Genomic DNA, 24,499 nt, shown 5'->3' on the forward strand with positions numbered 1-24,499 from the left:
CCTTATCGAAGCCGGCGTGCTGGAAACAGAGCCCAGCACAGCGCTGGCCCCTACCCCTGGATCTGCACCTGCACCCGTAGCCACAGCCCTCGAGGCAGGCACACGCGAGGCGATTGAGGAGATAACGCCGACGAGTCCTGTCGCGCAACCGGCGCAGCGCACGCTGGCTGCCAGTGTTGGGGGCACAACGTCAAGCAAGCCCCTTGCACCACAGACACTCTCTGAGGCCATCGAAAAAATCCTGCTCGAGAGCGATCCGCGAACGAAGCTGTCAACGCTCGCCACCCAACTGGCAGAGAGGCAGAAAGGCACGTTGCCGGTGGTCGTTGTGGACCGGATGGTCGACGCCTACCGGGCATCGCGCTTGTGGCGCAAGCCCGATGCGATGCACAACTTTTTGTTCGCGATGATCGATGCGCTGAGTAAGGGCGGCATGAACATTGAGCAGTTCGAGCACCTCCTGCGCATCTGGAGTTGGCGCTACGGAGAGTTGCACGATCAGGCGGGCAAGGAAATCGCCCTCAAAAAACACGTGCATCCCGCATGGATCGTGATGCCTCTGACGATCGGGCTAGGGGGGGCATCCATATCGGATAGAGACCTGCGACTCCTGCTGGCCAGCGTCACCAAGGAGCCCGATAACATCCGCCCTGGGACATTGAAATCGGGGCAACCGGCAGATGTGATTTTTTCGGACCATGCCACTCGTGTTGCAGACGCCGTTTTGGAATTGATGGCGCGGATCACCCCTGAGGCGGTGAGCGGAGCATCTGCAGAAAAATTTGCCATAGGTACCGCACAGCTGGCCCGCTGCGTACGGATGTTCTTGCAGCAGTCCGCAGGTGATCGGCGGTGGCACCCCTTGGTCCTAACGCACTTGGAAAGGGAGGCACCGAGAACCGCCAAAGGAGAAATTATGCCGGCACCTCAATGGAAGCGCCTCATTCTTCAAGCAATCCGGGAGCACCTCGCAGAGACTGCGCCCGATCTTGTGCCGGCACGCTCATTTGGGGAGGCCATCATGGCGCTTTTCAATCCAAAAGAGCACCGATCAGGCCAAAAATTCGACATCAAATTCATCCCGAATTAACTCCAGAAGCAGGGTACCTGATGCACGGCCGCTACCCAGCCCCAGGCGCGAGGCCACCATCGCAAGGCCTCCATCGGCTCACCAGGGCGGCCCTTGTGCGCGGGACAGCTAAGCGCAGGCGTCAGGCCGACGGGGTACTGCTGCCTGACAACTGCCTAGCATCGCCCTCTTTTCCAAGAGGCAAAAGCCCATGCAGCCATCTCAGCGTTCAGCAAAGCATTCACCGAGCCGGCCGCCGCGCGCGGGCGAAACCGATCAAGCATCGGAATCGGCCCCGAGGGCCCCAGCTCCGAGGGCGAGGGCGCAGGGTGAACACAGCCGGGTATCCCGGCGCGTCACCGCGATCGTCCCTGATGCGCAGCAAGCCTCAACCCGAACTGCACATCAGGTGCCAGCCACGCAAAGGCCCCCTCGCACCAGCCTGTGCACACGGACCACGAAGTACCTGGCCCTGGCACTGGGGCTGGGTCTGGGGCTAGGTAGTGGCCTGGGTCTAGGCACCCTGGGAACACGGCTGATCAAGCGCTCGGCGACCTCCGAGTCGCCTCCTCTGGACCCGGACACGCAGGGTTCGTCCTGGGGCATCGCAGACGGGGCACGGGCTCAGGATGGAGCCGGAGGGGAAAGCGCCAGCCACGCATCAATCACGGATTCACTGGAGAAGTTGGAACGGTACGAACCGCAAGCCATTGGGCACGAGCTGAACCCGCTGGTCGCGGGCTTTCGAAGCTCGACGGGATGGCGCGACGTGGGCAAGTTGTTCGCATTCATGGAAACTCTGACCCGCGCCATTGCACGCAACCCCAGCCAGAGCGCAGCCTACCTAGCGCAATTGCTGCAGGTTTGGAGTTGGCGTTTCGAAGAAACGTTCCGTGCCAAAGATGGCAGCGACGTCAACGTCGGTGCCTTGATGACCAGCTCGATCGTTCGGCCGGTGGTGACCCAGCTCGGTGGACCGCGCATAACCGATGCGCACCTGCGTCTGCTCGTGGCCACGATCTCCCGTGAGCCAGACGACATCCCGCCCGGAGAGAAAAGCACGAAACGCCTGGCTGACCATGCCATGTGGGTCGCCAGCGCCCTGAGGCAAGTAGTCTTGCAGACAGCGGCCGATTGGAACCGCGTCACGCTCACAAAAAGACAAGCGTCGGAGGAGGCGCAACTGCGGCGCTGCCTGCGAATGGTGCTCGAGGCGCCCTCACAAGACCCCCGCTGGACGCCCTTGATCGCCATGATCCTTCCCGACGTTGGCCCCGTTCTCGAGTGGGGGCTTCGCATGACACCGGAACGATGGGTGTCAGCCGTGTTCGATGAATTCAGCCAGCATGTCAACGCAAACTACAAGGGGCAAACCATCCCCTACTACGAACACGAAACGCTCAAGGCACTGATGCAGAGAGCAGCAAGGTCCCAGCCCGCGGATCCGGCCTACCAGCGCTTGAAATCGCAGTTGCTAGGGACGGATAGCCGCAGGGATGTACGTGACGCGCAAGAGTCGTGGACGTCGCCGGTGAAGAACAAGACAACTGGTTCGGAGCGGGCGTAGAAGCGCGTAGCCGCCGCAGATGGAAATGCTTGCCTCAACGCTTGCGCGCGGCCAGCAGCCGGTCGGCGTAGTCCTTCCAGGGCGCATTTTTGGGGAGGCCCTCGAACACACCTGCGGCCGCCTGGTCAGCCACCCACTGCTGCTTGTCGGCGATAGCCGAGGCCATGAAGGGCTCAAAGCCGGCCTCGCGCACCGTGTTGGCGGACTCGCGCATTTCCTCCGCGCGGCGCTTGCCGTGCTGCACCACACGGCTGAAAAAATAGGCGCCCTGCTCTGACCAGTCGATGGAAGGAAAGGTCTCTTGCAGCGTCGGCAGCACATGGTCTTCCACGCCGTAAGCGCGGGCATTGGTATAGGCCTCGATGACCAGCGCCTCCAGGCCCTTGATCATCACGCTGCGGCTCATCTTGATGGCGCTGGCCACGCCAAGCTTTTCGGAGACGGCCTTCGTATCCAGACCCCAGGCGCGAAGAAAAGCTGCCAATTCGGCCGCCTTCGCTCCGCCCAAGAGCATAGGCACACGCACGCCATAGGGCGGCACCGAGGTCATGACGCCAGCTTCGACGTAGTGGGCACCGGCCGCATCAATGAGCGCTGCAGCCTGCTGCTTGGTGCCGGGGGACGCCGAGTTGAGATCCAGGAAGATCGTGCCCGGCTGGAGGTGCGAGGCAGCCTCACGGGCCACGGCTAGGGTGTTGGAGGCGGTCACCGACGAAATGACCAAGTCGCAGGCGGCGCACAGGGTGGCCATGCTATCGCAGGCCCCGATGCCGGCGGCCTGCGCGTGGGCGCGCTCGGCTTCAAAGGTGGCGGCGCCCGGGGCGAGCTTGAGGTCCCAGGCCGAGGCTTGTTCGACGCCCGCGGCCGAACGCAGGCCCGCGCTGAAGATCTTGCCAACTTCGCCGTAGCCAATGACGCCGATGCGGCGCAGTTGCAATGTCATATCTTTGTCTCCGGATGGAAAAGGGCCCACGCTTTGCCCAAGCAAGGCCGGGCGCAGGCCCGGCCCTGTGGCCCAAAAATTTCAGCGCGCCACGCCGAGCAGGCGATCGAGCAGGGCCGGGTCTTCGCGCATTTCCTGCGCGGTGCCGCGGTGCACCACGGTGCCCCGGTCCAGCACCATGGCGCTGTCCGAAATGGCCAGGATGGCCTGCGGATGCTGCTCCACGATGATGGCCGAGAGGCCCTCCTCGCGGGTGATGCGGCGAATGGCCTTGAGCAACTCCTCGACGATGATGGGTGCCAGGCCCTCCAGCGGCTCGTCGAGCAGCAGGAGGCGCGGGTTAAGCACCAGGGCGCGGGCCACCGCCAGCATTTGCTGCTCGCCGCCCGAGAGTTGCGTGCCCAGGTTGCCCTTGCGCTCGGCCAGGCGCGGGAAAAGCGCATAGGCCTCCGTGGGCGTCCAGCGGCCGGGGCGGGCGACCGCGGTGAGATTTTCGTGCACGGTGAGCGACTTGAAGATGTTGCGCTCTTGCGGCACCCAGCCAATGCCGGCGCCTGCCCGCTGGTGCGAGGGCAGCTTGTGCAAGGCGACGTCGCCTAGGCGGACGGTGCCTGCATGCTGGCGGGTGGCGCCAACCAGGGTGTTGATCAGCGTGGTCTTGCCGGTGCCGTTGCGACCGAGCAGGGCCAGCGTCCTGCCCTCTTCCAGGTCAAAAGAAACACCATTGAGGACGACCGCCTCGCCGTATCCGGCGGACAGGCCAGCGACTTGGAGCAGGGGTTCAGCCATGGGTGGCTCCATTCGCTGCGTTCGTGCCGTTGCCGGCGTCATGATGGTCATCCCCATGCCCCAGATAGACGGCCCTGACCTGCGGGTCGTTGGCAATCTGCTCGGGCGTGCCCTCGGTGAGCACGGTGCCATTGACCAGCACCGTCATTCGTTTGGCAAAGCTGAAGACGAGGTCCATGTCGTGTTCGATCAGCAGCACCGACACGTCGGCCGGCAAGGCGGCCACGGTTTGCAGGAGCTCCTCGCGCTCACCCGCCGGCACGCCCGCCACCGGCTCGTCGAGCAGCAGCACCCTGGGCTCGCAGGCCAGGGCGATAGCGATCTCCAGTAGGCGGCGCTTGCCGTAGGCCAGGTGCTCCGTGCGCTGGTTGCGCACATCCGCAAGGCGGAAGGTCTCGAGCAGCTGCTCGGCGCGCTCGGCCACCGCAGCGTCGCTGCCCAGCGGCTTCCACCAGCGGGTGCCCTGCCCTTTTTGCTGGGCGATCACTAGGGCCAGGGTCTCCAGCGGCGTCATCGACTTGAACAACTGGTTGATCTGGAACGTGCGCACCATGCCCCGACGCACGCGCTGGTGCGGCGCGAGGCGGGTGATGTCCTCGCCCTCCAGGGTGATGCGGCCCTCGGTGGGGTCGAGCACGCCGGTGAGCAGGTTGATCAGCGTCGTCTTGCCGGCGCCGTTGGGGCCAATCAGTGCGTGCCGTGCACCACGGGTCAGGTCAAGCGAGACATTGCCGGTGGCGGTGATGCCGCCAAAGCGCTTGACCAGGTTCTGGGCCGAGAGCACGACCTCGGCGCCGTCCGGGCCCATCTTGCGGGTAGGGGCGATCATCAGGCACCGCCTTTCTGCCTGCTGGCAAACCAGGTCCAGGGGCGCAGCAGACGGTCACGCCCGACCTGCACCAGCACGACCAGGAACAGGCCCAGCCAGAAAGTCCAGTACTGGGGGGTGATGCTCGAAAGAATGTCGTACATCACCTTGAACACGATGGCGCCGAACACGCCGCCCCACAGCCAGCCGGTACCGCCGATGACCAGCATCAGCATCACGTCGGCCGAGCGGTGCAACTCGAACACGTCCAGCGAGGCAAAGCCCTGGGTCTGCGCCAGCAAGGCACCCGAGGCACCGGCCATGCCGGCAGCCACGATGTAAACGGCCGACAGCTTGGCCCGCACCGGGATACCGATGGACATGGCCCGCAGCGGGTTGTCGCGAATCGCCATCAGGGTGGCGCCGAAGGGCGAGCGCACCAGGCGCCGGGCGAGCAGAAAGAACACCAGCAAGGCGGCGATCGAATAGAAGGCGCCCACCTGGCCTGCGAGGTCAAACTCGAAACGCCCCAGGAGTGGGCCCATGACCACGCCCTGCAGTCCGTCGGCGCCGCCGGTGAGCCAGTCGAGCTTGTTGCCCAACTCCATCAGGATCAGGGCCACGCCCAGCGTCACCATCAGGCGGGTCAGGTCGGTACCACGTTGGATGGTGAGGCTGCCCACCACACCGACCGCGGCCGAGACCACGATGGCAAAAATAAGGCCCACCAGCGGGTCAGGCATCACATGCTTGGCAAACAGGCCGGCGCTGTAGACACCCAGGCCGAAGTAGGCCGCGTGCCCCAGCGAGACGATGCCGGCATAGCCCAGCACCAGGTCCAGTGACACGGCGAACAGACCAACGATAGCAATCTCACTGGCGATGGCCGCGTACTGCGGCAGCAGCAAAGGTGCGGCAAAGAAGGCCAGCCACATCACTGGCTCCCACCAGCGCCCGCGGGTGGCGGCTAGCAAGTCACGCTGTGCCGACCCGGCGACGGAAACGGTCTTGGTGGCGTCGGTCATGACTTGCCTCCCTGGCGCACGAACAGGCCCTGCGGCCTCCAGATCAGGATGGCGATCATGAGCGTGTAGACGATGAAGGCCCCCATCTTGGGGATGTAGTACTTGCCCGCCACGTCTGCCACGCCGAGGAGCAGCGCGGCCAGCAGCGGACCAGTGATGGAGGAGGTGCCGCCCACCGCGCAGACAATGAGGAAATAGAACATGAACTTCAGCGGGAAGTTCGGGTCCAGTCCCAGCACCTCGGCGCCCAGCGCTCCGCCCAGGCCGGCCAGGCCGCAGCCGAAGGCGAAGGTCGAGAGGAAAACGATGTTGACGTTGATGCCCAGGCCAGCAGCCACCCGCTGGTCGTCCACCGAGGCGCGCAGTCGGCTGCCAAAACGGGTGCGCGAGAGGATCAACTGCAACACCACCGCCAGCGCGGCACAAACTGCAATGATGAAAAGGCGGTAATGGCCCATGCCCAGGGTCCAGGGGTCGCTGCCCAGTTCGGTGCGGCCCTTGAGCCACTCGGGCAACTGCATGATCTGCTGGGTGGAGCCGATGAAGTAGTCCACAGAGGCGACCGCCATGAACACCAGGCCAATCGAAAACAGCACCTGGTCTAAGTGCTCGCGGTGATAGAGCGGCCGGTACAGCGTGCGCTCGAGAACCGCGCCCAGCAAGGCCGAGCCCAGGAAGGCCGCCGGGAGGCACAGCAGGAAGGGAACGCCCAGGCGCTGCATCAGTAGCACAGTGATATAGCCACCGGCCATCGCAAAGGCGCCATGGGCCAGGTTGATGAAGTTCATCAGGCCCATGGTCACCGCCAGCCCCAGGGCCAGGATGAAGAGCAGCATGCCGTAGGCGATGCCGTCGAAAAGGATGGTGAGCATGGGTAAGGGGTGACGAAAAACCGTTGCGCCAAGTGAAGCGGGCCCGAAGGCCCGCCATCACTACGGGGATGCCCAGGAACGCGCGGCCTCAAGCCAGCGCGCCCGGAACATCACCTGGACTTGCCGGGGTCCTTGACGTCCTTGATGACGTCGAACTCGACGTTATAGAGCTGGCCGTTCTTCTTCTCGACCTTGCGCAGGTAGATGTTTTGCACCACGTCGCGGGTCTGCGCGTCGATGAACATCGGGCCGCGCGGGCTCTCGAACAGTTGGCCCTTCATGCCGGCCAGCAGCGCGTCGCCGCCGCCCTTGCCATTGGTCTTCTTCAGGGCTTCGTAGATGACGCGCATGCCGTCATAGCCGCCAACGGCCATGAAGTTGGGACGCAGGCCCTTATTGGCCTTCTCGAAGGCCTCAACGAACTTCTTGTTGGCGGCCGAGGGGTGGGCGGCCGAGTAGTGGTGCGAGGTGACCACACCCAGGGCGCCGTCGCCCATGTCGTTGAGTTGATCGTCGTCCGTCACGTCGCCGGTGCCGATCAGCCGGATGCCGGCCTTGTCCATGCCGCGCTCGAGGAACTGCTTCATGACCGCGGCGCCAGCGCCCGAGGGCACGAAAACGAACAGTGCGTCGGGCTTGAGGTCACGCACCTTCTGCAGGAAGGGGGCGAAGTCAGGGTTACGCATCGGCACGCGCAGGGTCTCAGGCACTTTGCCGCCGTTGAACAGGAAGCGGTCCTTGAAGAACTTCTCCGCATCCAGGCCCGGGCCGTAGTCGGAAACCAGGGTCACCACCGTCTTGAGGCCGTTCTTGGGCGCCCAGTCGGCCAGGGCCACGGAGGCCTGCGGCAGCGTGAAGCTGGTGCGCACGATATAGGGCGAGGCCTCGGTGATGCTCGAGGTGGCGGCAGCCATCACCACCAAGGGGGTCTTGGACTGGGTGGCGATGGGACCCACCGACATGGCCGAGGGCGTGATGCCCATGCCGGCGAGCACGTCGACTTTGTCGTTGACCACCAGTTCCTGGGCCAAGCGGCGCGTGACATCGGGGAGGCTGGTGTCGTCCTTGAGGATCACCTGCACCTTGCGGCCGGCGACGGTGTCACCGTTTTGCGCGATCCACAGGCGGGTGGCGGCCTCGATCTGGCGGCCGGTGGTGGCCTGCTGGCCGGTCATCGGAAGAATCAGGCCGATCTTGAAGGGCTGCTGCTGGGCGAGGCTCAGGCCGCTGGCCGAGGCCAGGGCGGCCAGGCCCAAAGCCTGGATCAGAGTGCGCTTTTTCATTGGAAGTCTCCTAGGTCTATGAATAGGTGGGGATCAGGTCCGTGGTGATGCGAATGGTAGCGCTTTCCCGGCAGGGTTCAGGCCCGGCGGATGAGTCTTACCCCGGGCATGCGGGCCATGTCCCGGCCAGCCAGAACGGTGTGCAAATTGCGCCGGGCGAGCCGGGCGTGCTCGCGCATGATGGATTCGGCCCGTGCCCCTTCGCCAGCGGCGATCGCCTCGAGCACCTGTCGGTGCTGGTCCTGGGCGACCACCAGCATGTCACGTCCGCCCGGGGAATTGGCCTGCACAGCAACGAAACCCGAAGGCGAAGCAAAGGGCAGGCGCACCACCCGATCGAGCTCGCGCGCCAGGGTGCCCGAGCCGGCCATCTCGGCCAGCAGATGGTGAAAGTGGGCGTTGAGGTCGACGTAGCGGGCAAAGGCCGCCTCATCCAGAACCGGCGGCTGCAGCAACTGGTCGATTGCGTCGAGGCAGTCGCGCGCCTCGCCCAGGACCCCGGCTGCCGCGCCGCGCTCGGCGGCCAGGCGGGCCGCCAGGCCCTCGATGGTGCCGCGCAGCTCGATCGCGTCGGACGCGTCCCGCTCAGACAAAGTTCGCACCGCGTAACCGCCCCCGGGCAGGGATTCGAGCAGCCCCTCCTGCTCCAGGCGGACCAGGGCGCTGCGGACGGGGGTGCGGGAGACGCCCAGGCGCGGGGCCAGGGTCAGCTCGGCGATGCGGGCGCCGGCCGGCAGCTCGCCGGCCAACACCATCTCGCGCAGCCGCATGAGCGCGCGCAAGGCCTGGGACCCGCCGGCATCGGGCTCGGCCGGACGGGCTGCCGAGTGATTTTCTGCATTCGCCATGTATCCAATGTATCGCAGACGGCACTCAGATTTCGACAAATAATCTGCAAAATGCCCAATTTATCCGGGAATACCCTGATTGTATGTATACATACCGTATTCAAGATTGATAGCATTCGCTGGCGCCGCATCAGACACTTATGTCGCCGGCGAAGCCTGCCTCCCTCCACTTCCGACCCGCCCCATGTTTCCGAAGAACACCTGGTACGTCGCCGCCACCCCCAACGAAATCGCCGACAGGCCCCTGGGGCGCCAAATCTGCGGCCACAAATTGGTCATCTACCGACCGCGCCCGGGCGAGTTGGCGGCCCTCGAGGACTTCTGCCCGCATCGCGGCGCGCCACTCTCGCTGGGCAAGGTCTGCGACGGCGCCCTGGTCTGCGGCTACCACGGCCTGGCCATGGGCTGCGACGGCAAGACGGTTTCGATGCCGGGGCAGCGGGTAGGCGCCTTCCCCGCGATCCGCCGGTATCCCGCGGTCGAGCGCCACGGATTCATCTGGGTCTGGCCCGGCGAAGCGGCACTCGCTGATCCAGCGCTGATCCCCCACCTGGCCTGGGCCGAGAACCCAGACTGGGCCTACGGCGGCGACCTGTACCACGTACGCTGCGACTACCGGCTGATGATCGACAACCTGATGGACCTCACCCACGAGACCTATGTCCACAGCACCAGCATTGGCCAAAAGGAAATCGACGAGACGCCAGTGACGACGCGGATCGAGGGCCAGGAGGTGGTCTGCCGTCGCTACATGGACGGCGTGATGGCGCCGCCCTTCTGGCGCGCCAACCTGCGCGCCCATGGCCTGCCGGACGACCAGCCGGTCGATCGCTGGCAGGTCTGCCGATTCAGCCCTCCCAGCCAGGTGATGATCGAAGTGGGCGTAGCCCTGGCCGGCCACGGCGGCTACGAGGCCGCCCCGCAGCACAAGGTGTCCAGTGTGGTGGTGGACTTCATCACTCCGGAGACCGAAAGCACCATGTGGTACTTCTGGGGCATGGCGCGCAACTTCCGCGTCCAGGACGCCGAGCTCACCACCCAGATCCGGCAGGGCCAAGGCCAGGTCTTCGCCGAAGACACCGCCATCCTGGAGCAGCAGCAAAAGTCCGTCGAAGCCTGGCCGGGACGCAAACTGCTCATGCTGAACATCGATGCCGGTGGAGTGCAGGCCCGCCGGATGATCGACAAGATGATCGCCGCAGAATGCGCAGTGGTCGCCGCTACTGGAGCGCCTGCCATCGGGCCTGCAGCTCCGAAAACTGAGTCACCCCACGCCGCCGCTGTAGCATCAGCGGCTTGAATTTGCCAAAACAACTAGGAGAAACCGATGGTGAAACTACCCGCCCGCTACGACCACGTGGGCAGCTTCCTGCGCCCCCAGTACCTGCTCGAGGCTCGTGATCAAAAAGCCAAGGGCCTGATCAGCGCCCAGCAGCTGCGCGCGGTGGAGGACAAGGCGATCACGGAAATCGTGAAGTTCCAGCAGGATCTGGGCATCAAGTCAATCACCGACGGCGAGTTCCGCCGGACCTACTTTCACGTCGACTTTCTCGAGCAGATCGGCGGCGTCAAGACCGATATCCCGGTGACCATCATCAAGCCTGATGGCACCGAAGAACTGGCCCCGCCGGTGATGCGCGTCATCGATAAGGTGCGCCATGTGAAGGACATCCAGTTGGCCGACTTCCAGTACCTGAAGTCGCAGGTGGGCGCGGGCTACACGCCCAAGGTGACCATCCCCTCGCCCACCATGCTGCACTTCCGCGGTGGCCGTGCCGGCATCAGCCGCGAGGCCTACCCCGAGCTCGACCCGGTGTTCTACGACGATGTAGCCCAGGCCTATGGCGACGAGCTGCGCTCGCTGGCTGCGGCCGGTTGCACCTATGTGCAGATGGACGACACCAACCTGGCCTACCTGTGCGACGAGAAAATGCGCGAAGCCGCTCGCCAGCGTGGTGACGACCCCAACGAGTTGCCGCATCGCTACGCCAAGTTCATCAACAAAGTGGTGGCCCAAAAGCCCGCCGGCATGACCCTGGCCATGCACCTGTGCCGTGGCAACTTCAAGAGCACGCACGCAGCGGCTGGTAATTACGAGCCGGTGGCCGAGGCGCTGCTCTCCGAGATGGACATCGACGCCTACTTCCTCGAGTACGACGACGACCGCTCCGGCGACTTCCGCCCGCTGCGCTTCCTGCCCAAGGGCAAGACGGTGGTGCTCGGCCTGGTGACCACCAAGTTCGGTCAGTTGGAAAGTAAGGACGATCTCAAGCGCCGCATCGCCGAAGCCGCGAAGTACGCGCCGCTGGAGCAACTGGCCCTCTCCCCGCAGTGCGGCTTCTCTAGCACCGTCCACGGCAACAACATCGCGGTAGAAGCCCAGCGCACCAAGCTGCGCCTCGTGATCGAGACCGCACAGGAGGTGTGGGGCGAGGCCTGATCGGCGTTGTTGTACAGGCTGCTCGCTGGCAGCCTGTTCTCCCCCTCGCTCAATCCCGCTTCGGCGGGATTTTTCTTTTTGGCTTTGGCTTTGGCTTTGACTTTGGCTTTGGCTTTCGGTTTCGGTTTGGCTTTGGGCCTTTGTTGGCGTTGGCGTGGAACGCGCCGTGCGTGCAGCAGGGGCCCGTCGGCTTCGATGCGGGGGCCCTTCGGGCTTCCTTGCAGTGCTCGGCCGCCAGGGGCACGCGAGGCAAACTCGGCCCTGCGGGCCTCAAACATGCCTCGCTCTTCGGCCCCCGTCGACCTCCGCGCCTCAGCCCCGCATAGGCGCCGCCGAACCCCTGCCGCACACCCGACGCTTACCTCTGGCGACGGACTTCAGGGCTGCCATCCTCGAGACTTCGCGGACCTGTGCCCCACTTCCCCACTGCCCCGTTGGTCTCGCAGGCTCGGTTGATAACCGACCCTCTTGAAACGAAACCGTTCGCGTGAGGGAAGCGGCGGGTAGGCGGTGCGGGGGCAGCGGCGCCTATGCGGGGCCGAGCAGCGCAGCGTCGGGCGGAAAAAGAGTCGGGGCATGTCTGAGCCGCCAAAGGAGGCGAGTTTGCCCCGGCTCCCGCAGGGCGTGAGCAGCGCAGGGAAGCCCGAAGGGCTCCCGCATCGAAGCCGATGCGCCCGTACCGCATGCCCGTCGCGTCGCAGGCCAAAGCGAAGAAAGGCGCCCACCACTTCACACGCGGCAGAACAAGAAAAGCCGCCTACTGCAGCGGTCCCTTGAGGCCCTTGGGCAGGGGCAACGGCAGCACGCCAATGCCCTCCTCCAGCAGTTCCCGGGTCTCCTCGGGCGAGGCCTGGCCGCGGATGCCCCGCTCCTCGGATTCGCCGTAGTGGATGCGGCGGGCTTCCTGGGCAAAACGCTCGCCCACGTCCTCGGTGTTGGCCATCACATGGCGCACCGCCTTCATCCAGGCGGCCTGCAGGGCAACGGGCATGCCCTCGGCAGGGGCAGGTGCAGCGACTGGTGGGGCAGCAGGTCCGGATGCCGCGCCAGAGGTTGCGCCGGTCTGGGCGGCCCCCTCCTCCTGCGGGCGGCTTGCGCCCAGGTTCAGGCGCGCCGCGGTGAGTTTTTTGCTGACCTGCTTGTCGCCACAGACCGGGCACTCGACGAGTCCGCGCGCAAGCTGGCCCTGGAAGTCGTCTTCCGAGCCGAACCAGCCCTCGAACACATGGCTGGCGGGACACTGCAGGTCCAGCACTTTCATGACGGGGATATTACTCGCCAGTCCAGGACCGTCCGGCCAGCGAGGACGTTTTGCAACCACAGCACACAGGAAATGGTCTTGCCATCGGTCACCATCCCGTCCAAACACCACTCAAGCAACTGCTCAGGCCGGGCAAGGAACACGTCGAGGAACTCCTCGGCATCAAGGCGGCGCTCGCCGGCGGTGAGGCCGCGGGCAAACCAGACCTCAATGAACTCGTCGGAGTAGCCGATGCAGGGGTGCAGACGGCCCGCGAGGGCCCACTCGCGGGCGGTATAGCCCGTCTCCTCCAGCAGCTCGCGCTGGGCGCAGGCCAGCCGGTCCTCGCCAGCGTCGAGCTTGCCTGCGGGTAGCTCGATCATGACCCGGCCCACCGGGTGGCGCCACTGACGCTCGAGCACCACCTGCCCGTCATCGGTGAGGCCAACGATCGCGACCGCGCCCGGATGGCGCACGTACTCGCGGGTGCCACTGCCGCCGTCGGGCAAGCGCACGGTGTCACGCACCACTTTGAGAAAGTTGCCTGCGAGGAGTTCCTCGCGCCTGACGGTGTGCTCGACCAGATGGCTGTCGTCGGCCGGCTGCGTCATCGCCCGCGCTGCACCAGGTAGCGCCACACAAAGCCTGGGAAGGCCAGGGTCACGAAGAGCGCGCCGGTCACGGCGTAGAACTCCCAGCCCTGGGGGGCGATCTGTCCGGCACGATCCTCGAGCAGCAAGCCCAGGCCACCGACCAGAAAGTACATCAGTACGAGCTCGGCCAGGCGCAGGGCCAGCGACTTGGGCGCCTTCAAGGTCACAAGGCCCAGCAGGCGGTCGGTGACAAAAGGCAAGTTCGCCCCGGCCAGGGCCAGGGCGATCACAAACCAGACGGAGGCGGAGAGGGACACGGCGCGGGTTCCGGTGGGTGGGGGCGCGCGGGTCCGAGGGCGGCGATCAGCCGGCCAGGGTCCGGATGATGGCCTCGGAGCACAGCGTCATGAGGCCGCCGGGGACGATGCCCAGAATCAGGACCAGCGCGCCATTGATCGACAAGACCACCCGCACATCGGCCGGGGCCGCCACGGTGCTAGCGGTGATCGGCGCGTCGAAGTACATCACCTTGACCACCCGCAGGTAGTAGAAGGCGCCAATCAGGGAAGCGAGTACCGCGAAGATGGCCAGGCCCATGTGGAAGCCCGCGCCCGAGGCGACCAGGGACTGCAGCACCGAGAGCTTGGCGTAAAAACCCACCAGCGGCGGCACGCCGGCAAGCGAGAACATGCAGATGGCCATGATGCCGGCGTACAGCGGGCTGCGCTGGTTGAGGCCAGCGAGGTCGGCGATTTCTTCGCTCTCGAAGCCTTCGCGGGCCAGCAGCAAGATGATGCCGAAGGTGGCCAGCGTGGTCAGCACATAGGTCACGACGTAGAACATCGAGGCGCTGTAGGCGGTGGCGGCATTGGTGCTCACACCGCCCACAACACCAGCGGCCAGGCCGAGAACGACAAAGCCCATCTGGGCGATCGTCGAGTAGGCCAGCATGCGCTTGAGGTTGGTCTGTGCAATGGCCGCCAGATTGCCTACCAGCAAAGAGGCCACACCCAGAACGACCAGCATCTGCTGCCAGTCGATGGCCAGCGGCATCATGCCCTCCACCAGCAGGCGGATGACGATGCCAAAGGCCGCCAGTTCCGGCGCCGCACCGATCATCAGCGTGATGGCGGTGGGCGCCCCCTGATAGACGTCCGGAATCCACATGTGGAAGGGCACCGCGCCGAGCTTGAAGGCCAGGCCCGCCACAACGAATACGAGACCGAACACCAGCACCTCGTGCTTGATACGGCCAGCGGAGATGGCCTTGAACACCTCATTGATGTCCAGGGAGCCAGTGGCACCGTAGATCATCGACAGGCCATAGAGCAAGAAGCCGGAAGCCATGGCGCCCAGCACAAAGTACTTCATCGCGGCTTCGGTGGCCTTCGCGTTGTCGCGGCGCAGCGCCACCAGCGCGTAGCTCGAGAGCGTGAGCAGTTCCAGACCCAGGTACACCAGCAGCAGGTTGCTGCCCGACACCATGATGAAGATACCCAGCAGCGAAAAGAGCGACAGGGTGAACAGCTCGCCACCGCGCAGCATGTCGCGGTCGGCGGCGTAGGGTCGGCCATAGACCAGGGTCACGGCCATGGCGATGGCGGCAAAGGCCTTCAGCCAGTTGCCCATCGGGTCGCTCACAAACATGCGGCCGAAGGCGTAGTGGGTCTCGCCGGAGAGTGCCGCCTGCGCACACAGCCAGGCGGTGACCGCCAGGGTGCACAGGGACAGCAGGTGGGTCAGGCCGCGCAGGCGGCTCGTCACACCCAGGTCCACCAGCAGGATGACGCAAGTCATCACCAGCAGAAAGATTTCGGGAGCGACGACGATCAGGCTCAGGGAGTCCAGCATGGAGGTGGCCTTGGGTGGTCAGTTCAGTTTGGAAGTCGCCACGTGCTTCAGGAACTCGGCGACGGAGACGTCCATGACGTCGGTAAACGGCTTGGGATGAATGCCCATGTACAGGACCATGATGGCCAGAAGGGACAGCATGAGGAACTCGCGGCCGTTGATATCGGTGAGGCCTCGCACGTCCTCATTGGCTACCGGTCCCAGGTAGACGCGCTTGAACATCCACAAGGTGTAGGCGGCGCCGAAGATCAGCGCGGTCGAGGCCGCGAGGCCGAGCCAGAAGTTGGCACGGACCGCACCGAGGATCACCATCCACTCGCCCACAAAGCCGGCAGTGGCCGGCAGGCCACAGTTGGCCATGGCAAAGAGCAGCGCAAAGGCGGTGAACTTGGGCATGGTGTTGATCACGCCGCCATAGGAGGCGATTTCGCGCGAGTGCACCCGGTCATAGAGGACGCCGATCGACAGGAACATGGCGCCTGAGACAAAGCCGTGGGCAATCATCTGCACCAGACCGCCGGACACGCCCAGGTCATTGAAGATGAAAAAGCCCAAGGTCACGAAACCCATGTGGGCCACCGACGAATAGGCCACCAGTTTCTTCATGTCCTGCTGCACGATGGCCACCAGGCCGACGTAGATGACAGCCACGACGGACAGGGCGATCATCAGCCAGGCCCACTGGTGCGAGGCGTCGGGCGCGATCGGCATGGAAAAGCGCAGGAAGCCGTAGGCGCCGAGCTTGAGCATGATCGCCGCCAGCACCGCCGAACCGCCGGTGGGCGCTTCCACGTGCACATCAGGCAACCAGGTGTGCACGGGCCACATCGGCACCTTCACCGCGAAGGCGGCGAAGAAGGCGAAAAACAACAGGGTCTGAACGTTGCCCGCCAGCGGCAGCTTGTGCCAAGCCTGGATATCGAAGCTGCCACCGGCCTTGTTGTACAGGTAGATCAGGGCGATCAGCATCAGCAGAGAGCCGAGCAACGTGTACAGGAAGAACTTGAAGGCCGCGTAGATCTTGCGAGGCCCCCCCCAGATTCCGATGATCAAGTACATCGGGATCAGCGTGGCTTCGAAGAACACGTAAAACAGCATCGCGTCCATCGCGCTGAAGACGCCGATCATCAGTCCCGACAAGATCAGGAACGCGCCCATGTACTGGTTGACGCGCTCGGTGATCGCTTCCCAAGCCGATATGACCACGATCACGGTGATGAAGGCGGTGAGCGGCACGAACCACAGCGAGATGCCGTCCACGCCCAGGTGGTAGTTCATGTTGAAGCGCGCAATCCAGGCCGCCTTCTCGACGAACTGCATGGCCGCGGTGCTGGCGTCGAACTGCAGGTACAAGGGAACGGTAATCAGCAGGCTGACCACGGCGCCGATGAGCGCCAGCCAGCGTACCGCGCGGGCATGTTCATCGCGGCCGAGGGCCAGCAAGACGACGCCGAAGAAGACCGGCGTCCAGATGGCAAGGCTCAAGAGACCCATTTTTGTTCTACTCCTTGCAGCCTTACTTGCCCAACCAGGCGGACCATGGGGCCACGAACCAGGTCAGGAGGGCGAACAGGCCAACGATCATCGCCAGCGCGTAGTGATACAGGTAGCCGGTCTGGACACGGCGGGTGACGGCGGCGAACACGCCCACCAAGCGGGCGCTGCCATTGACGGCGGTGCCGTCAATGATGGCCTGGTCCCCCACCTTCCATAGAACGCTGCCCAGGCCGCGCGTCAGGCGCGCCAGGATGTTCTCGTTGATCCAGTCCATGTAGTACTTGTTCTCCAGCAGCACATAGACCGGGTGGAACATCCGCTTGATCGCAGCCGGCAGGGCCGGGTTGATCATGTACATGTAGTAGGACAGGGCCACACCAGCAACCGCTAGCCAGAAGGGTGCCGTGCTGAAGGCGTGCAGGGCCATGGCGGTGGCACCGTGGAAGCTGGCCGACAGCTCCTTCATCGCCGGGTGAAGGTCTCCGTTGACGAAGATGGCGTCTTTGAAGAAGTCGCCGTGCACCAACGGGCCGATGGTCAGGTAACCAATCACCACCGAAGGAATCGCCAGCAGCAGCAGCGGCACCGTCACCACCCAAGGTGACTCGTGCGGCGCATCGGCATGCCCATGGTCGCCATGGCCATGGTGGTCGTCGTGGTGAGCGTCGGGGTTTTGGTCGAAGCGCTCCTTGCCGTGGAAGACTAGGAAATACATCCGGAAGGAGTAGAACGCGGTGACGAACACGCCGGCCAGCACCGCAAAATTGGCAAAGCCAGCGGCGGGCAGTTGGGTGGCGTGCACCGCCTCAATGATGCTGTCCTTGGAGTAAAAGCCCGCGAACAGCGGCGTTCCGATCAGAGCCAGCGACCCCAGCAGCGAGGTGATCCAGGTGATGGGCATGTACTTGCGCAGGCCGCCCATCCAGCGAATGTCCTGGTTGTGGTGCACGCCCATGATCACCGAGCCGGCCGCAAGGAACAGCAGCGCCTTGAAGAAGGCGTGGGTCATGAGGTGGAACACCGCCACCGAATAAGCCGAGGCGCCCAAGGCCACGGTCATGTAACCGAGCTGGGACAGGGTCGAATAGGCCACCACCCGCTTGATGTCGTTCTGGATGATGCCCAAAAAGCCCATGAACAGCGCGGTAATGGCGCCGATCACCAGAATGAAGTTCAGCGCCGTATCTGACAGCTCGAAGATCGGCGACATGCGCGCGACCATGAAGATGCCGGCCGTCACCATGGTGGCGGCGTGAATCAGCGCGGAGATCGGGGTCGGGCCTTCCATCGAGTCGGGTAGCCAGACATGCAGCGGAAACTGCGCGCTTTTGCCCATGGCACCAATGAACAGGCAGATGCAGATCACGGTCACCAGCATCCAGTCGGAACCCGGGAACGTGATCTTGGAAAGCTCACCCGTCTTGGCAAAGGCCTCGGCGTAGTTGAGGGTGCCGGCGTAGGCGGCGATCAGGCCGATGCCCAAGATGAAGCCGAAGTCCCCCACCCGATTCACCAGGAAGGCTTTCATGTTGGCGAAGATCGCCGTCGGCTTGTTGAACCAGAACCCGATCAGCAGGTACGACACCAACCCCACCGCCTCCCAGCCGAAGAACAGCTGCAGGAAGTTGTTGCTCATGACGAGCATCAGCATCGAAAAGGTGAACAGCGAGATGTAGGCGAAAAAGCGGTTGTAGCCCTCGTCCTCCTCCATGTACCCGATGGTGTAGATGTGCACCATCAGGGACACGAAGGTCACCACGCACATCATCATCGCGGTGAGGCCGTCGACGAGGAAGCCGATCTCCATCTTGAGTCCGCCCACCACCATCCAGGTGTAGAGGGTCTCGTTGAAGCGGGCGCCGTCCACCGCCACGCTCTTGAGCGTCATGGCCGAGAGGATGAAGGCGATCAGCACGCCCAAGATGGTCAGGGAGTGGGACAGGCGCCGGCCGATCCAGTTGCCGCCGAATTTGGTGCCGAGCACGCCGGCGGCGATGGCGCCCAACAGCGGGGCCATCGGTACCGCCAGCAGGGTCGTTGCGTTGAGGGTCTGGCTCATGGTGTTGTTTTCTTGGCCTGTTCTCTTAGCCCTTGAGCGTATTGATCTCTTCGACGTTGATGCTGGACTTGTTGCGGAACAAGAGCACCAAGATGGCCAGCCCGATCGCGGACTCCGCCGCCGCCACGGTCAGAATGAAGAACACGAAGATCTGCCCGTGCATGTCGCCCAGGTAATAGGAGAAGGCCACGAAGTTCATGTTGACCGCGAGCAGCATCAGCTCGATGGCCATGAGCAGCACGATCAGGTTGCGGCGGTTCAGGAAGATGCCGACTACAGACAGGGAGAACAAAATGGCGCCCAGCGAAAGAAAGTGTCCCAGGGTCAAGCTCATGACTTGGCCTCCTTCGTCGTGTCGTCTGCAGGGGGCGGCGGTGGCGCAGCAACGGTCGGCTCCATCTTGAGGACCTGCACGCGGTCGCGGGCCTTGACCCGAACCTGCAGCGCCGGGTCGATGTGCCGGCTGTCCTTGCGCTCACGCAAGGTGAGCGCGATGGCGGCGATGATGGCCACCAGCAGCAGCACCGCTGCTACCTCGAGCGGCAGCAAGTACTGGGTGTAAAGCAACTTGCCCAGCTCCTTCGTGTTGGAATAGTCTGGCGCGGACTGACCCGCCATCTGTACGGACTCGGTGCCGCGAAAGCCCCCGAGCAGCACGGCCGCCATTTCCAGCGCGAAGATGGCACCGATCAGGCCCGCCAGGGGCGCAGCTTTCCAGAAACCGTCACGCAGCTTATCCATCTGGATGTCCAGCATCATCACGACAAAAAGGAACAGCACCATCACCGCGCCAACGTAAACCAGCACCAGGGTGATGGCGAGAAATTCCGCCTTGAGCAGCAGCCACACTGCGGCCGCCTGGGTGAAGGCCAGCACCAGGTAAAGGGCGGCCTGCACCGGGTTGCGCGCGGTGATCACGCGCAGCGAGGCGAAAAGGAGGAGGGCGGAGAACAGGTAGAAGAAACCGGTCTTGACGTCCATGGTGTTGTCTTTCTGTGCGGGCGCGGTCTGGACGTGAGGCTCAGCGGTACTTGGCGTCGGCCGCCCTGTTGGCCGCGATCTCGGACTCGTAGCGGTCGCCCACGGCCAGCAACATGTCTTTGGTGAAGTACAGGTCGCCACGCTTTTCGCCGTGGTACTCGAGGATGTGGGTCTCGACGATCGAGTCCACCGGGCAGCTCTCTTCGCAGAAGCCGCAGAAGATGCACTTGGTCAGGTCGATGTCGTAGCGGGTCGTGCGGCGGGTGCCATCGGCACGCTGGTCGGACTCGATGGTGATGGCCATCGCCGGGCAGACGGCCTCGCACAGCTTGCAGGCAATGCAGCGCTCCTCGCCGTTTTCATAGCGGCGCAGGGCGTGCAGACCACGAAAGCGCGGGGACAGAGGGGTCTTCTCCTCCGGGAACTGGACAGTGATCTTGCGGGCAAACGCGTACTTGCCGGTGATCGCCAGGCCCTTGAACAACTCAATCAGCAGAAAGCTGGAGAGAAAGTCCTTGAGCGAGAACGGCGCGGGGCTTGCTTGATGAACGTGGGAACTCATGTTCATTTCCAGATGTTGAAGGGGGTCTGCATCCACAAGCCCACCACCACCAGCCACACCAGGGTGACGGGGATGAAGATCTTCCAGCCCAGACGCATGATCTGGTCATAGCGGTAGCGCGGAAAGGTCGAGCGCACCCACAGGAACATGGTCACGACCATGAAGGTCTTGATGCCCAACCAGATCCAGCCGGGAATGAGGTTCAGCGGGGCAATGTCGACCGGGGGCAGCCAACCACCCAGGAACATGAGGACGGCCAAAATCGAGACCAGCCACATGTTGGCGTATTCAGCCAGGAAGAACATGGCAAAGCTCATGCCCGAGTACTCGATCATGTGACCGGCCACGATCTCGGACTCGCCTTCCACCACGTCGAAGGGGTGGCGGTTGGTTTCCGCCAGGCCGGAGATGAAGTACACGACGAAGATCGGCAGCAGGGGCAGCCAGTTCCAAGAGAGAAAGGTCAGGCCCATCTCGGCAAACTCACCCTTGCCCTGGCTCATCACGATCTGGCTCATGTTCATGCTGCCAGAGACCATCAGGACGACCACCAGGCAAAAGCCCATCGCGATCTCATAGGACACCATCTGCGCCGAGGCGCGCAGCGCGCCCAGGAAGGCGTACTTAGAGTTGGACGCCCAGCCGGCAATGATGACGCCGTAAACCTCCATCGAGGTGATGGCCATCAGGAACAGGAGGCCAGCATTGATGTTGGCCAGGGCCACGTCGGGGCCGAAGGGAATCACCGCCCAGGCCGCCAGGGCGGGCATGATGGTCATGATCGGGCCCAGATAGAACAGGCCCTTGTTGGCGGCGCTCGGCGTGATGATTTCCTTGGAAATCAGCTTGAGCGCGTCAGCGATCGGCTGCAGCAGGCCGTAGGGACCGATGCGGTTGGGGCCGACCCGGATCTGGGTAAAGCCAATCGCCTTGCGCTCCCACAGGGTGAGGTAGGCGACCGCGCCCATGAGGGGCAGCACCACCGCCACGATCTTGATCAGGGTCCAGACCACGGGCCAGCCCATGGTGGTCCACCAGGGTGCGGCCAGCAGGCCCAGCCCGAAGCCGTAGATCTGGTCGATCATGCGGTGACTCCTTGTGCCGCCTGCGCCTGGCGGGCATCGGCGGTGCGTTGCAGCGACGGCGCGCGTCGCACGATGCTATCAAGCTGGTAGAGCGTGGACACCGCCGGGTGGCCTGCGGCCGGGGCGAGGTCGATGGCGGCCGTGGTGCGGTTGTCCAGGCGCGGGCCCTGCACGAAGGCCTGGCCGACGTCCTGCGGACCCCGGGCGGCGGCAAGCACCTCCTGCGTGGACTCGAAATCAAAGCCCGGCAGACCGAGCAGATTGCCCAGCACCCGCAACACCTTCCAGCCTGGACGGGTCTCGCCCAAGGGCTTGACCACCGGGTGGAAACTTTGCACCCGGCCCTCGGCGTTGACGAAGGTGCCGGAGGTTTCGGTGAAGGGTGCGATCGGCAGCAGCACGTCCGAGCAGTCGAGGTTGGCCTTGAAAGGGCTCAGGGTCACCACCATCGAAGCGCTCGCCAGGGCCGCGACCGCCGCCTTGCCAGCCGCCGAGTCGAACTCGGGCTCGGTGTTCAGCAGCAGAACCGCCTTGGGGCCCTGGGCACCGCCGGCCAGCATCTGGCCCGCGTTCAGCCCGCCAGCGCGCGGCACCGCGCCCGCGAGCTGGGCGCCCACGGTGTTGGCCGCTTCGGTGAGGTAACCCACGGTGGCACCGGTTTGCTCGCCAATCCACTGGGCCAGGGCCAGCAGGCTCGACGCCTTGGCATGGTGGGCGGCCGCATTGCCAAGAAGAATGGCCTTGCGCTCGCCGGAGAGCAGCGACTTGGCGATCACTTGCGCCGTGGCGTCGGCTTGAGCGGGCACCGGAGCGGCAACGCCCTTTTCCGCAGCGATGGCGGCGGCGACACCCGCCAGGGCCTGGGCCCATTGGCCGGCGGCCACGACGGCCTTGGCCTTGACCGGCATCGCCCAATCGCTGTCGGCGTCATGAATCACGCTGACCTGTGCCCCGGTGCGGGTGGCGGCACGCACCCGCAGTGCGAACAGCGGGTGGTCCTTGCGCAGGTTCGAGCCCACGACCAGCACCCGCTGCAGGGTGGACAGCTCCGCGATGCGGGTGCCCAGCCAGCGCACGCCCTCGGCAGCCGGGAACTCGGCGTTGCGCAGACGGTAGTCGATGTTCTCCGAGCCCAGGGCGCGCACCAGTGCGCCCGCGAGGAACAGCTCCTCGACGGTGCTGTGCGGACTGGCCAGGGCACCGATGCTCTGGGCGCCATGCTCGCTTTTGATTTGCTTGAGGCCGTTGGCGACGTACTCGAGGGCGGCCTGCCAGTCGACCGTCTTCCACTGCCCGCCCTGCTTGATCATCGGGGCAGTGAGGCGCTCGGGCGTGTTCAGGGCTTCGTAGGAGAAACGCTCACGGTCGGCGATCCAGCACTCGTTGACCTCGGCGTTCTCAAAGGGCAACACCCGCATCACCTGGTTGTTCTTCACCTGCACGACCAAGTTGGCACCGCTGGAGTCATGCGCGGCGACCGACTTGCGGCGCGACAGCTCCCAGGTGCGGGCGCTGTAGCGGAAGGGCTTGCTGGTCAGCGCGCCCACCGGGCAAAGGTCGATCATGTTGCCCGAGAGCTCGGAGTCGACGGTGTCGCCGGTGATGGTGGTGATTTCGGAGTGCTCACCCCGGTTGATCATGCCCAGCTCCATGTCGCCGGCGATCTCCTGGCCGAAGCGCACGCAGCGGGTGCAGTGGATGCAGCGGCTCATCTCCTCCATGGAGATGAGCGGGCCCACATCCTTGTGCATGACGACGCGCTTTTCTTCCTCGTAGCGCGAGGCGCTGCCGCCGTAGCCCACCGCCAGGTCTTGCAACTGGCACTCGCCGCCCTGGTCACAGATGGGGCAGTCGAGCGGGTGGTTGATCAGGAGGAACTCCATCACCGACTTCTGCGCCTTGACCGCCTTGTCGCTGTGGGTGCGCACGATCATGCCGTTGGTGACCGGGGTGGCGCAGGCCGGCATGGGCTTGGGCGCCTTCTCCACGTCGACCAGGCACATGCGGCAGTTGGCCGCGATGGACAGCTTCTTGTGGTAGCAGAAATGCGGGATGTAGGTCCCCGCCTTTTCGGCCGCATGCATCACCATGCTGCCTTCGGCAACTTCGACCTTCTTGCCGTCTAGCTCGATTTCAACCATGTTGTGCTTTCGGGATCAGGCGCTTGCCACAGGACTCGGGGTCTTGGCCTGGGCCGCGTTGATCTTGGCCTCGAATTCAGGGCGGAAGTGCTTGAGCATGGCGCGCACCGGCATCGCGGCAGCGTCGCCCAAGGCGCAAATGGTGCGGCCCTGGATGCTGTCGGCCACAGAGTCGAGGAGCGCCAGGTCAGAGGGCTTGCCGTGCCCGTGGCAGATGCGGTCGACCACACGCCACAGCCAGCCGGTGCCCTCACGGCAGGGGGTGCACTGGCCGCAGGACTCGTGGGCGTAGAAGTAGGACAGGCGGCGCAGGCTCTCGGGCATGTCGCGCGTGTCGTCCATGACGATCACCGCGCCAGAGCCCAACATGGAGCCAGCCTTGGCGATGGAGTCGTAGTCCATCGTGCATTCCATGATGATGCTGGTGGGCAGCACCGGCGAGGACGACCCGCCAGGAATCACCGCCTTGAGTTTGCGGCCGCCGGCCACGCCACCGGCGAGCTCGAGCAGCTTGGCAAACGGAGTGCCCAGCGGAATTTCGTAATTGCCCGGGCGCTCGACGTCGCCGGAGACCGAGAAGATCTTGGTGCCGCCGTTATTGGGCTTACCGCAGGCGAGGTAGGCCTGGCCGCCGTTACGGATGATCCAGGGCACCGCCGCGAAGGTCTCGGTGTTGTTCATGGTGGTGGGCTTGCCATACTGGCCAAAGCTCACCGGGAAAGGCGGCTTGAAGCGGGGCTGGCCCTTCTTGCCTTCAAGGGATTCGAGCAGCGCGGTCTCTTCGCCGCATATGTAGGCACCAAAGCCGTGGTAGGCATGCAGCTCGAAGTTGAAGCCCGAGCCCAT

The 24,499-nt window shown here is 64.5% G+C and carries 23 protein-coding genes; 4 read left to right on the top strand and 19 right to left on the bottom strand.

Annotated features, from left to right (window positions below):
- Together QE494_RS03450 and QE494_RS03455 are read left to right on the top strand one after the other, a co-directional pair.
- Positions 1-1,090 (top strand): hypothetical protein (locus QE494_RS03450; protein ID WP_300041508.1); only part of this gene is annotated, 1,090 nt, incomplete at its 5' end.
- 664 nt (positions 1,091-1,754) lie between these two features.
- Entirely contained in the window at positions 1,755-2,636 is an 882-nt protein-coding gene (locus QE494_RS03455; protein ID WP_300041509.1) for a hypothetical protein, read from the top strand.
- Positions 2,637-2,670: 34 nt separating this feature from the next.
- On the opposite strand, the gene QE494_RS03460 is transcribed toward QE494_RS03455, so the two are convergent.
- The 7 genes from QE494_RS03460 to QE494_RS03490 form a co-directional block, all read right to left on the bottom strand.
- Positions 2,671-3,579, bottom strand: a complete 909-nt coding sequence (locus QE494_RS03460) for an NAD(P)-dependent oxidoreductase (protein ID WP_300041510.1) — start codon at positions 3,577-3,579, stop codon at positions 2,671-2,673.
- A gap of 81 nt (positions 3,580-3,660) precedes the next feature.
- A complete protein-coding gene (locus QE494_RS03465) occupies positions 3,661-4,368 on the bottom strand; it encodes an ABC transporter ATP-binding protein (RefSeq protein WP_300041511.1) in 708 nt (235 codons plus the stop codon).
- Positions 4,361-5,197, bottom strand: a complete 837-nt coding sequence (locus QE494_RS03470; RefSeq protein ID WP_300041512.1) for an ABC transporter ATP-binding protein — start codon at positions 5,195-5,197, stop codon at positions 4,361-4,363. Before QE494_RS03470 ends, QE494_RS03465 begins: the two co-directional genes overlap by 8 nt.
- A complete protein-coding gene (locus QE494_RS03475; RefSeq protein WP_300041513.1) occupies positions 5,197-6,201 on the bottom strand; it encodes a branched-chain amino acid ABC transporter permease in 1,005 nt (334 codons plus the stop codon). The genes QE494_RS03470 and QE494_RS03475 overlap by 1 nt, the downstream gene beginning before the upstream one ends.
- A complete protein-coding gene (locus tag QE494_RS03480; protein ID WP_300041514.1) occupies positions 6,198-7,073 on the bottom strand; it encodes a branched-chain amino acid ABC transporter permease in 876 nt (291 codons plus the stop codon). Before QE494_RS03480 ends, QE494_RS03475 begins: the two co-directional genes overlap by 4 nt.
- Positions 7,074-7,183: 110 nt before the next feature.
- On the bottom strand, positions 7,184-8,356 hold the full coding sequence (locus QE494_RS03485; RefSeq protein ID WP_300041515.1) for an ABC transporter substrate-binding protein: 1,173 nt from the start codon (positions 8,354-8,356) through the stop codon (positions 7,184-7,186).
- Positions 8,357-8,433: 77 nt separating this feature from the next.
- Positions 8,434-9,204 (bottom strand): GntR family transcriptional regulator, encoded by a 771-nt coding sequence (locus QE494_RS03490; RefSeq protein ID WP_300041516.1) that lies wholly within the window; start codon positions 9,202-9,204, stop codon positions 8,434-8,436.
- 184 nt (positions 9,205-9,388) lie between these two features.
- Here QE494_RS03490 and QE494_RS03495 point away from each other — a divergent pair, with 184 nt between their 5' ends.
- The gene (locus QE494_RS03495) at positions 9,389-10,504 is read left to right on the top strand and encodes an aromatic ring-hydroxylating dioxygenase subunit alpha (RefSeq protein WP_300041517.1); all 1,116 of its coding nucleotides are present in this window, start codon (positions 9,389-9,391) and stop codon (positions 10,502-10,504) included.
- A 27-nt stretch (positions 10,505-10,531) separates the two neighbouring features.
- Positions 10,532-11,644 carry a 5-methyltetrahydropteroyltriglutamate--homocysteine S-methyltransferase gene (locus tag QE494_RS03500; RefSeq protein WP_300041518.1) on the top strand — a complete coding sequence of 371 codons (1,113 nt, stop codon included), beginning with the start codon at positions 10,532-10,534 and terminating at the stop codon, positions 11,642-11,644.
- Positions 11,645-12,401: 757 nt separating this feature from the next.
- On the opposite strand, the gene QE494_RS03505 is transcribed toward QE494_RS03500, so the two are convergent.
- The 12 genes from QE494_RS03505 to QE494_RS03560 all read right to left on the bottom strand — a co-directional run.
- Positions 12,402-12,905, bottom strand: coding sequence for a DUF1178 family protein (locus tag QE494_RS03505; protein ID WP_300041519.1), 504 nt, complete (start codon positions 12,903-12,905; stop codon positions 12,402-12,404).
- Positions 12,902-13,495: an NUDIX domain-containing protein gene (locus QE494_RS03510; RefSeq protein WP_300041520.1), complete on the bottom strand. Its 594-nt coding sequence runs from the start codon at positions 13,493-13,495 to the stop codon at positions 12,902-12,904. Before QE494_RS03510 ends, QE494_RS03505 begins: the two co-directional genes overlap by 4 nt.
- Complete coding sequence (locus tag QE494_RS03515) at positions 13,492-13,794, bottom strand: DUF2818 family protein (protein WP_300041521.1); 303 nt, start codon at positions 13,792-13,794, stop codon at positions 13,492-13,494. The genes QE494_RS03510 and QE494_RS03515 overlap by 4 nt, the downstream gene beginning before the upstream one ends.
- 46 nt (positions 13,795-13,840) lie before the next feature.
- Positions 13,841-15,328, bottom strand: a complete 1,488-nt coding sequence (gene nuoN / locus QE494_RS03520; RefSeq protein WP_300041522.1) for an NADH-quinone oxidoreductase subunit NuoN — start codon at positions 15,326-15,328, stop codon at positions 13,841-13,843.
- 18 nt (positions 15,329-15,346) lie between these two features.
- The gene (locus tag QE494_RS03525; RefSeq protein WP_300041523.1) at positions 15,347-16,822 is read right to left on the bottom strand and encodes an NADH-quinone oxidoreductase subunit M; all 1,476 of its coding nucleotides are present in this window, start codon (positions 16,820-16,822) and stop codon (positions 15,347-15,349) included.
- A 22-nt stretch (positions 16,823-16,844) separates the two neighbouring features.
- Positions 16,845-18,884, bottom strand: a complete 2,040-nt coding sequence (gene nuoL / locus QE494_RS03530) for an NADH-quinone oxidoreductase subunit L (RefSeq protein WP_300041524.1) — start codon at positions 18,882-18,884, stop codon at positions 16,845-16,847.
- 25 nt (positions 18,885-18,909) lie between these two features.
- Positions 18,910-19,218, bottom strand: coding sequence for an NADH-quinone oxidoreductase subunit NuoK (nuoK, locus tag QE494_RS03535; RefSeq protein WP_300041525.1), 309 nt, complete (start codon positions 19,216-19,218; stop codon positions 18,910-18,912).
- Complete coding sequence (locus tag QE494_RS03540; RefSeq protein WP_300041526.1) at positions 19,215-19,865, bottom strand: NADH-quinone oxidoreductase subunit J; 651 nt, start codon at positions 19,863-19,865, stop codon at positions 19,215-19,217. Before QE494_RS03540 ends, nuoK begins: the two co-directional genes overlap by 4 nt.
- A gap of 40 nt (positions 19,866-19,905) precedes the next feature.
- Positions 19,906-20,427, bottom strand: a complete 522-nt coding sequence (gene nuoI, locus QE494_RS03545; protein ID WP_300041527.1) for an NADH-quinone oxidoreductase subunit NuoI — start codon at positions 20,425-20,427, stop codon at positions 19,906-19,908.
- 2 nt (positions 20,428-20,429) lie between these two features.
- The gene (gene nuoH, locus QE494_RS03550) at positions 20,430-21,512 is read right to left on the bottom strand and encodes an NADH-quinone oxidoreductase subunit NuoH (RefSeq protein WP_300041528.1); all 1,083 of its coding nucleotides are present in this window, start codon (positions 21,510-21,512) and stop codon (positions 20,430-20,432) included.
- Positions 21,509-23,653 carry an NADH-quinone oxidoreductase subunit NuoG gene (gene nuoG, locus QE494_RS03555; RefSeq protein ID WP_300041529.1) on the bottom strand — a complete coding sequence of 715 codons (2,145 nt, stop codon included), beginning with the start codon at positions 23,651-23,653 and terminating at the stop codon, positions 21,509-21,511. Before nuoG ends, nuoH begins: the two co-directional genes overlap by 4 nt.
- Positions 23,654-23,668: 15 nt before the next feature.
- Positions 23,669-24,499 (bottom strand): NADH-quinone oxidoreductase subunit F (locus QE494_RS03560; RefSeq protein ID WP_300041530.1); only part of this gene is annotated, 831 nt, incomplete at its 5' end.

Source organism: Ramlibacter sp. (assembly GCF_029866045.1).
Taxonomy (GTDB): Bacteria; Pseudomonadota; Gammaproteobacteria; order Burkholderiales; family Burkholderiaceae_C; genus Ramlibacter.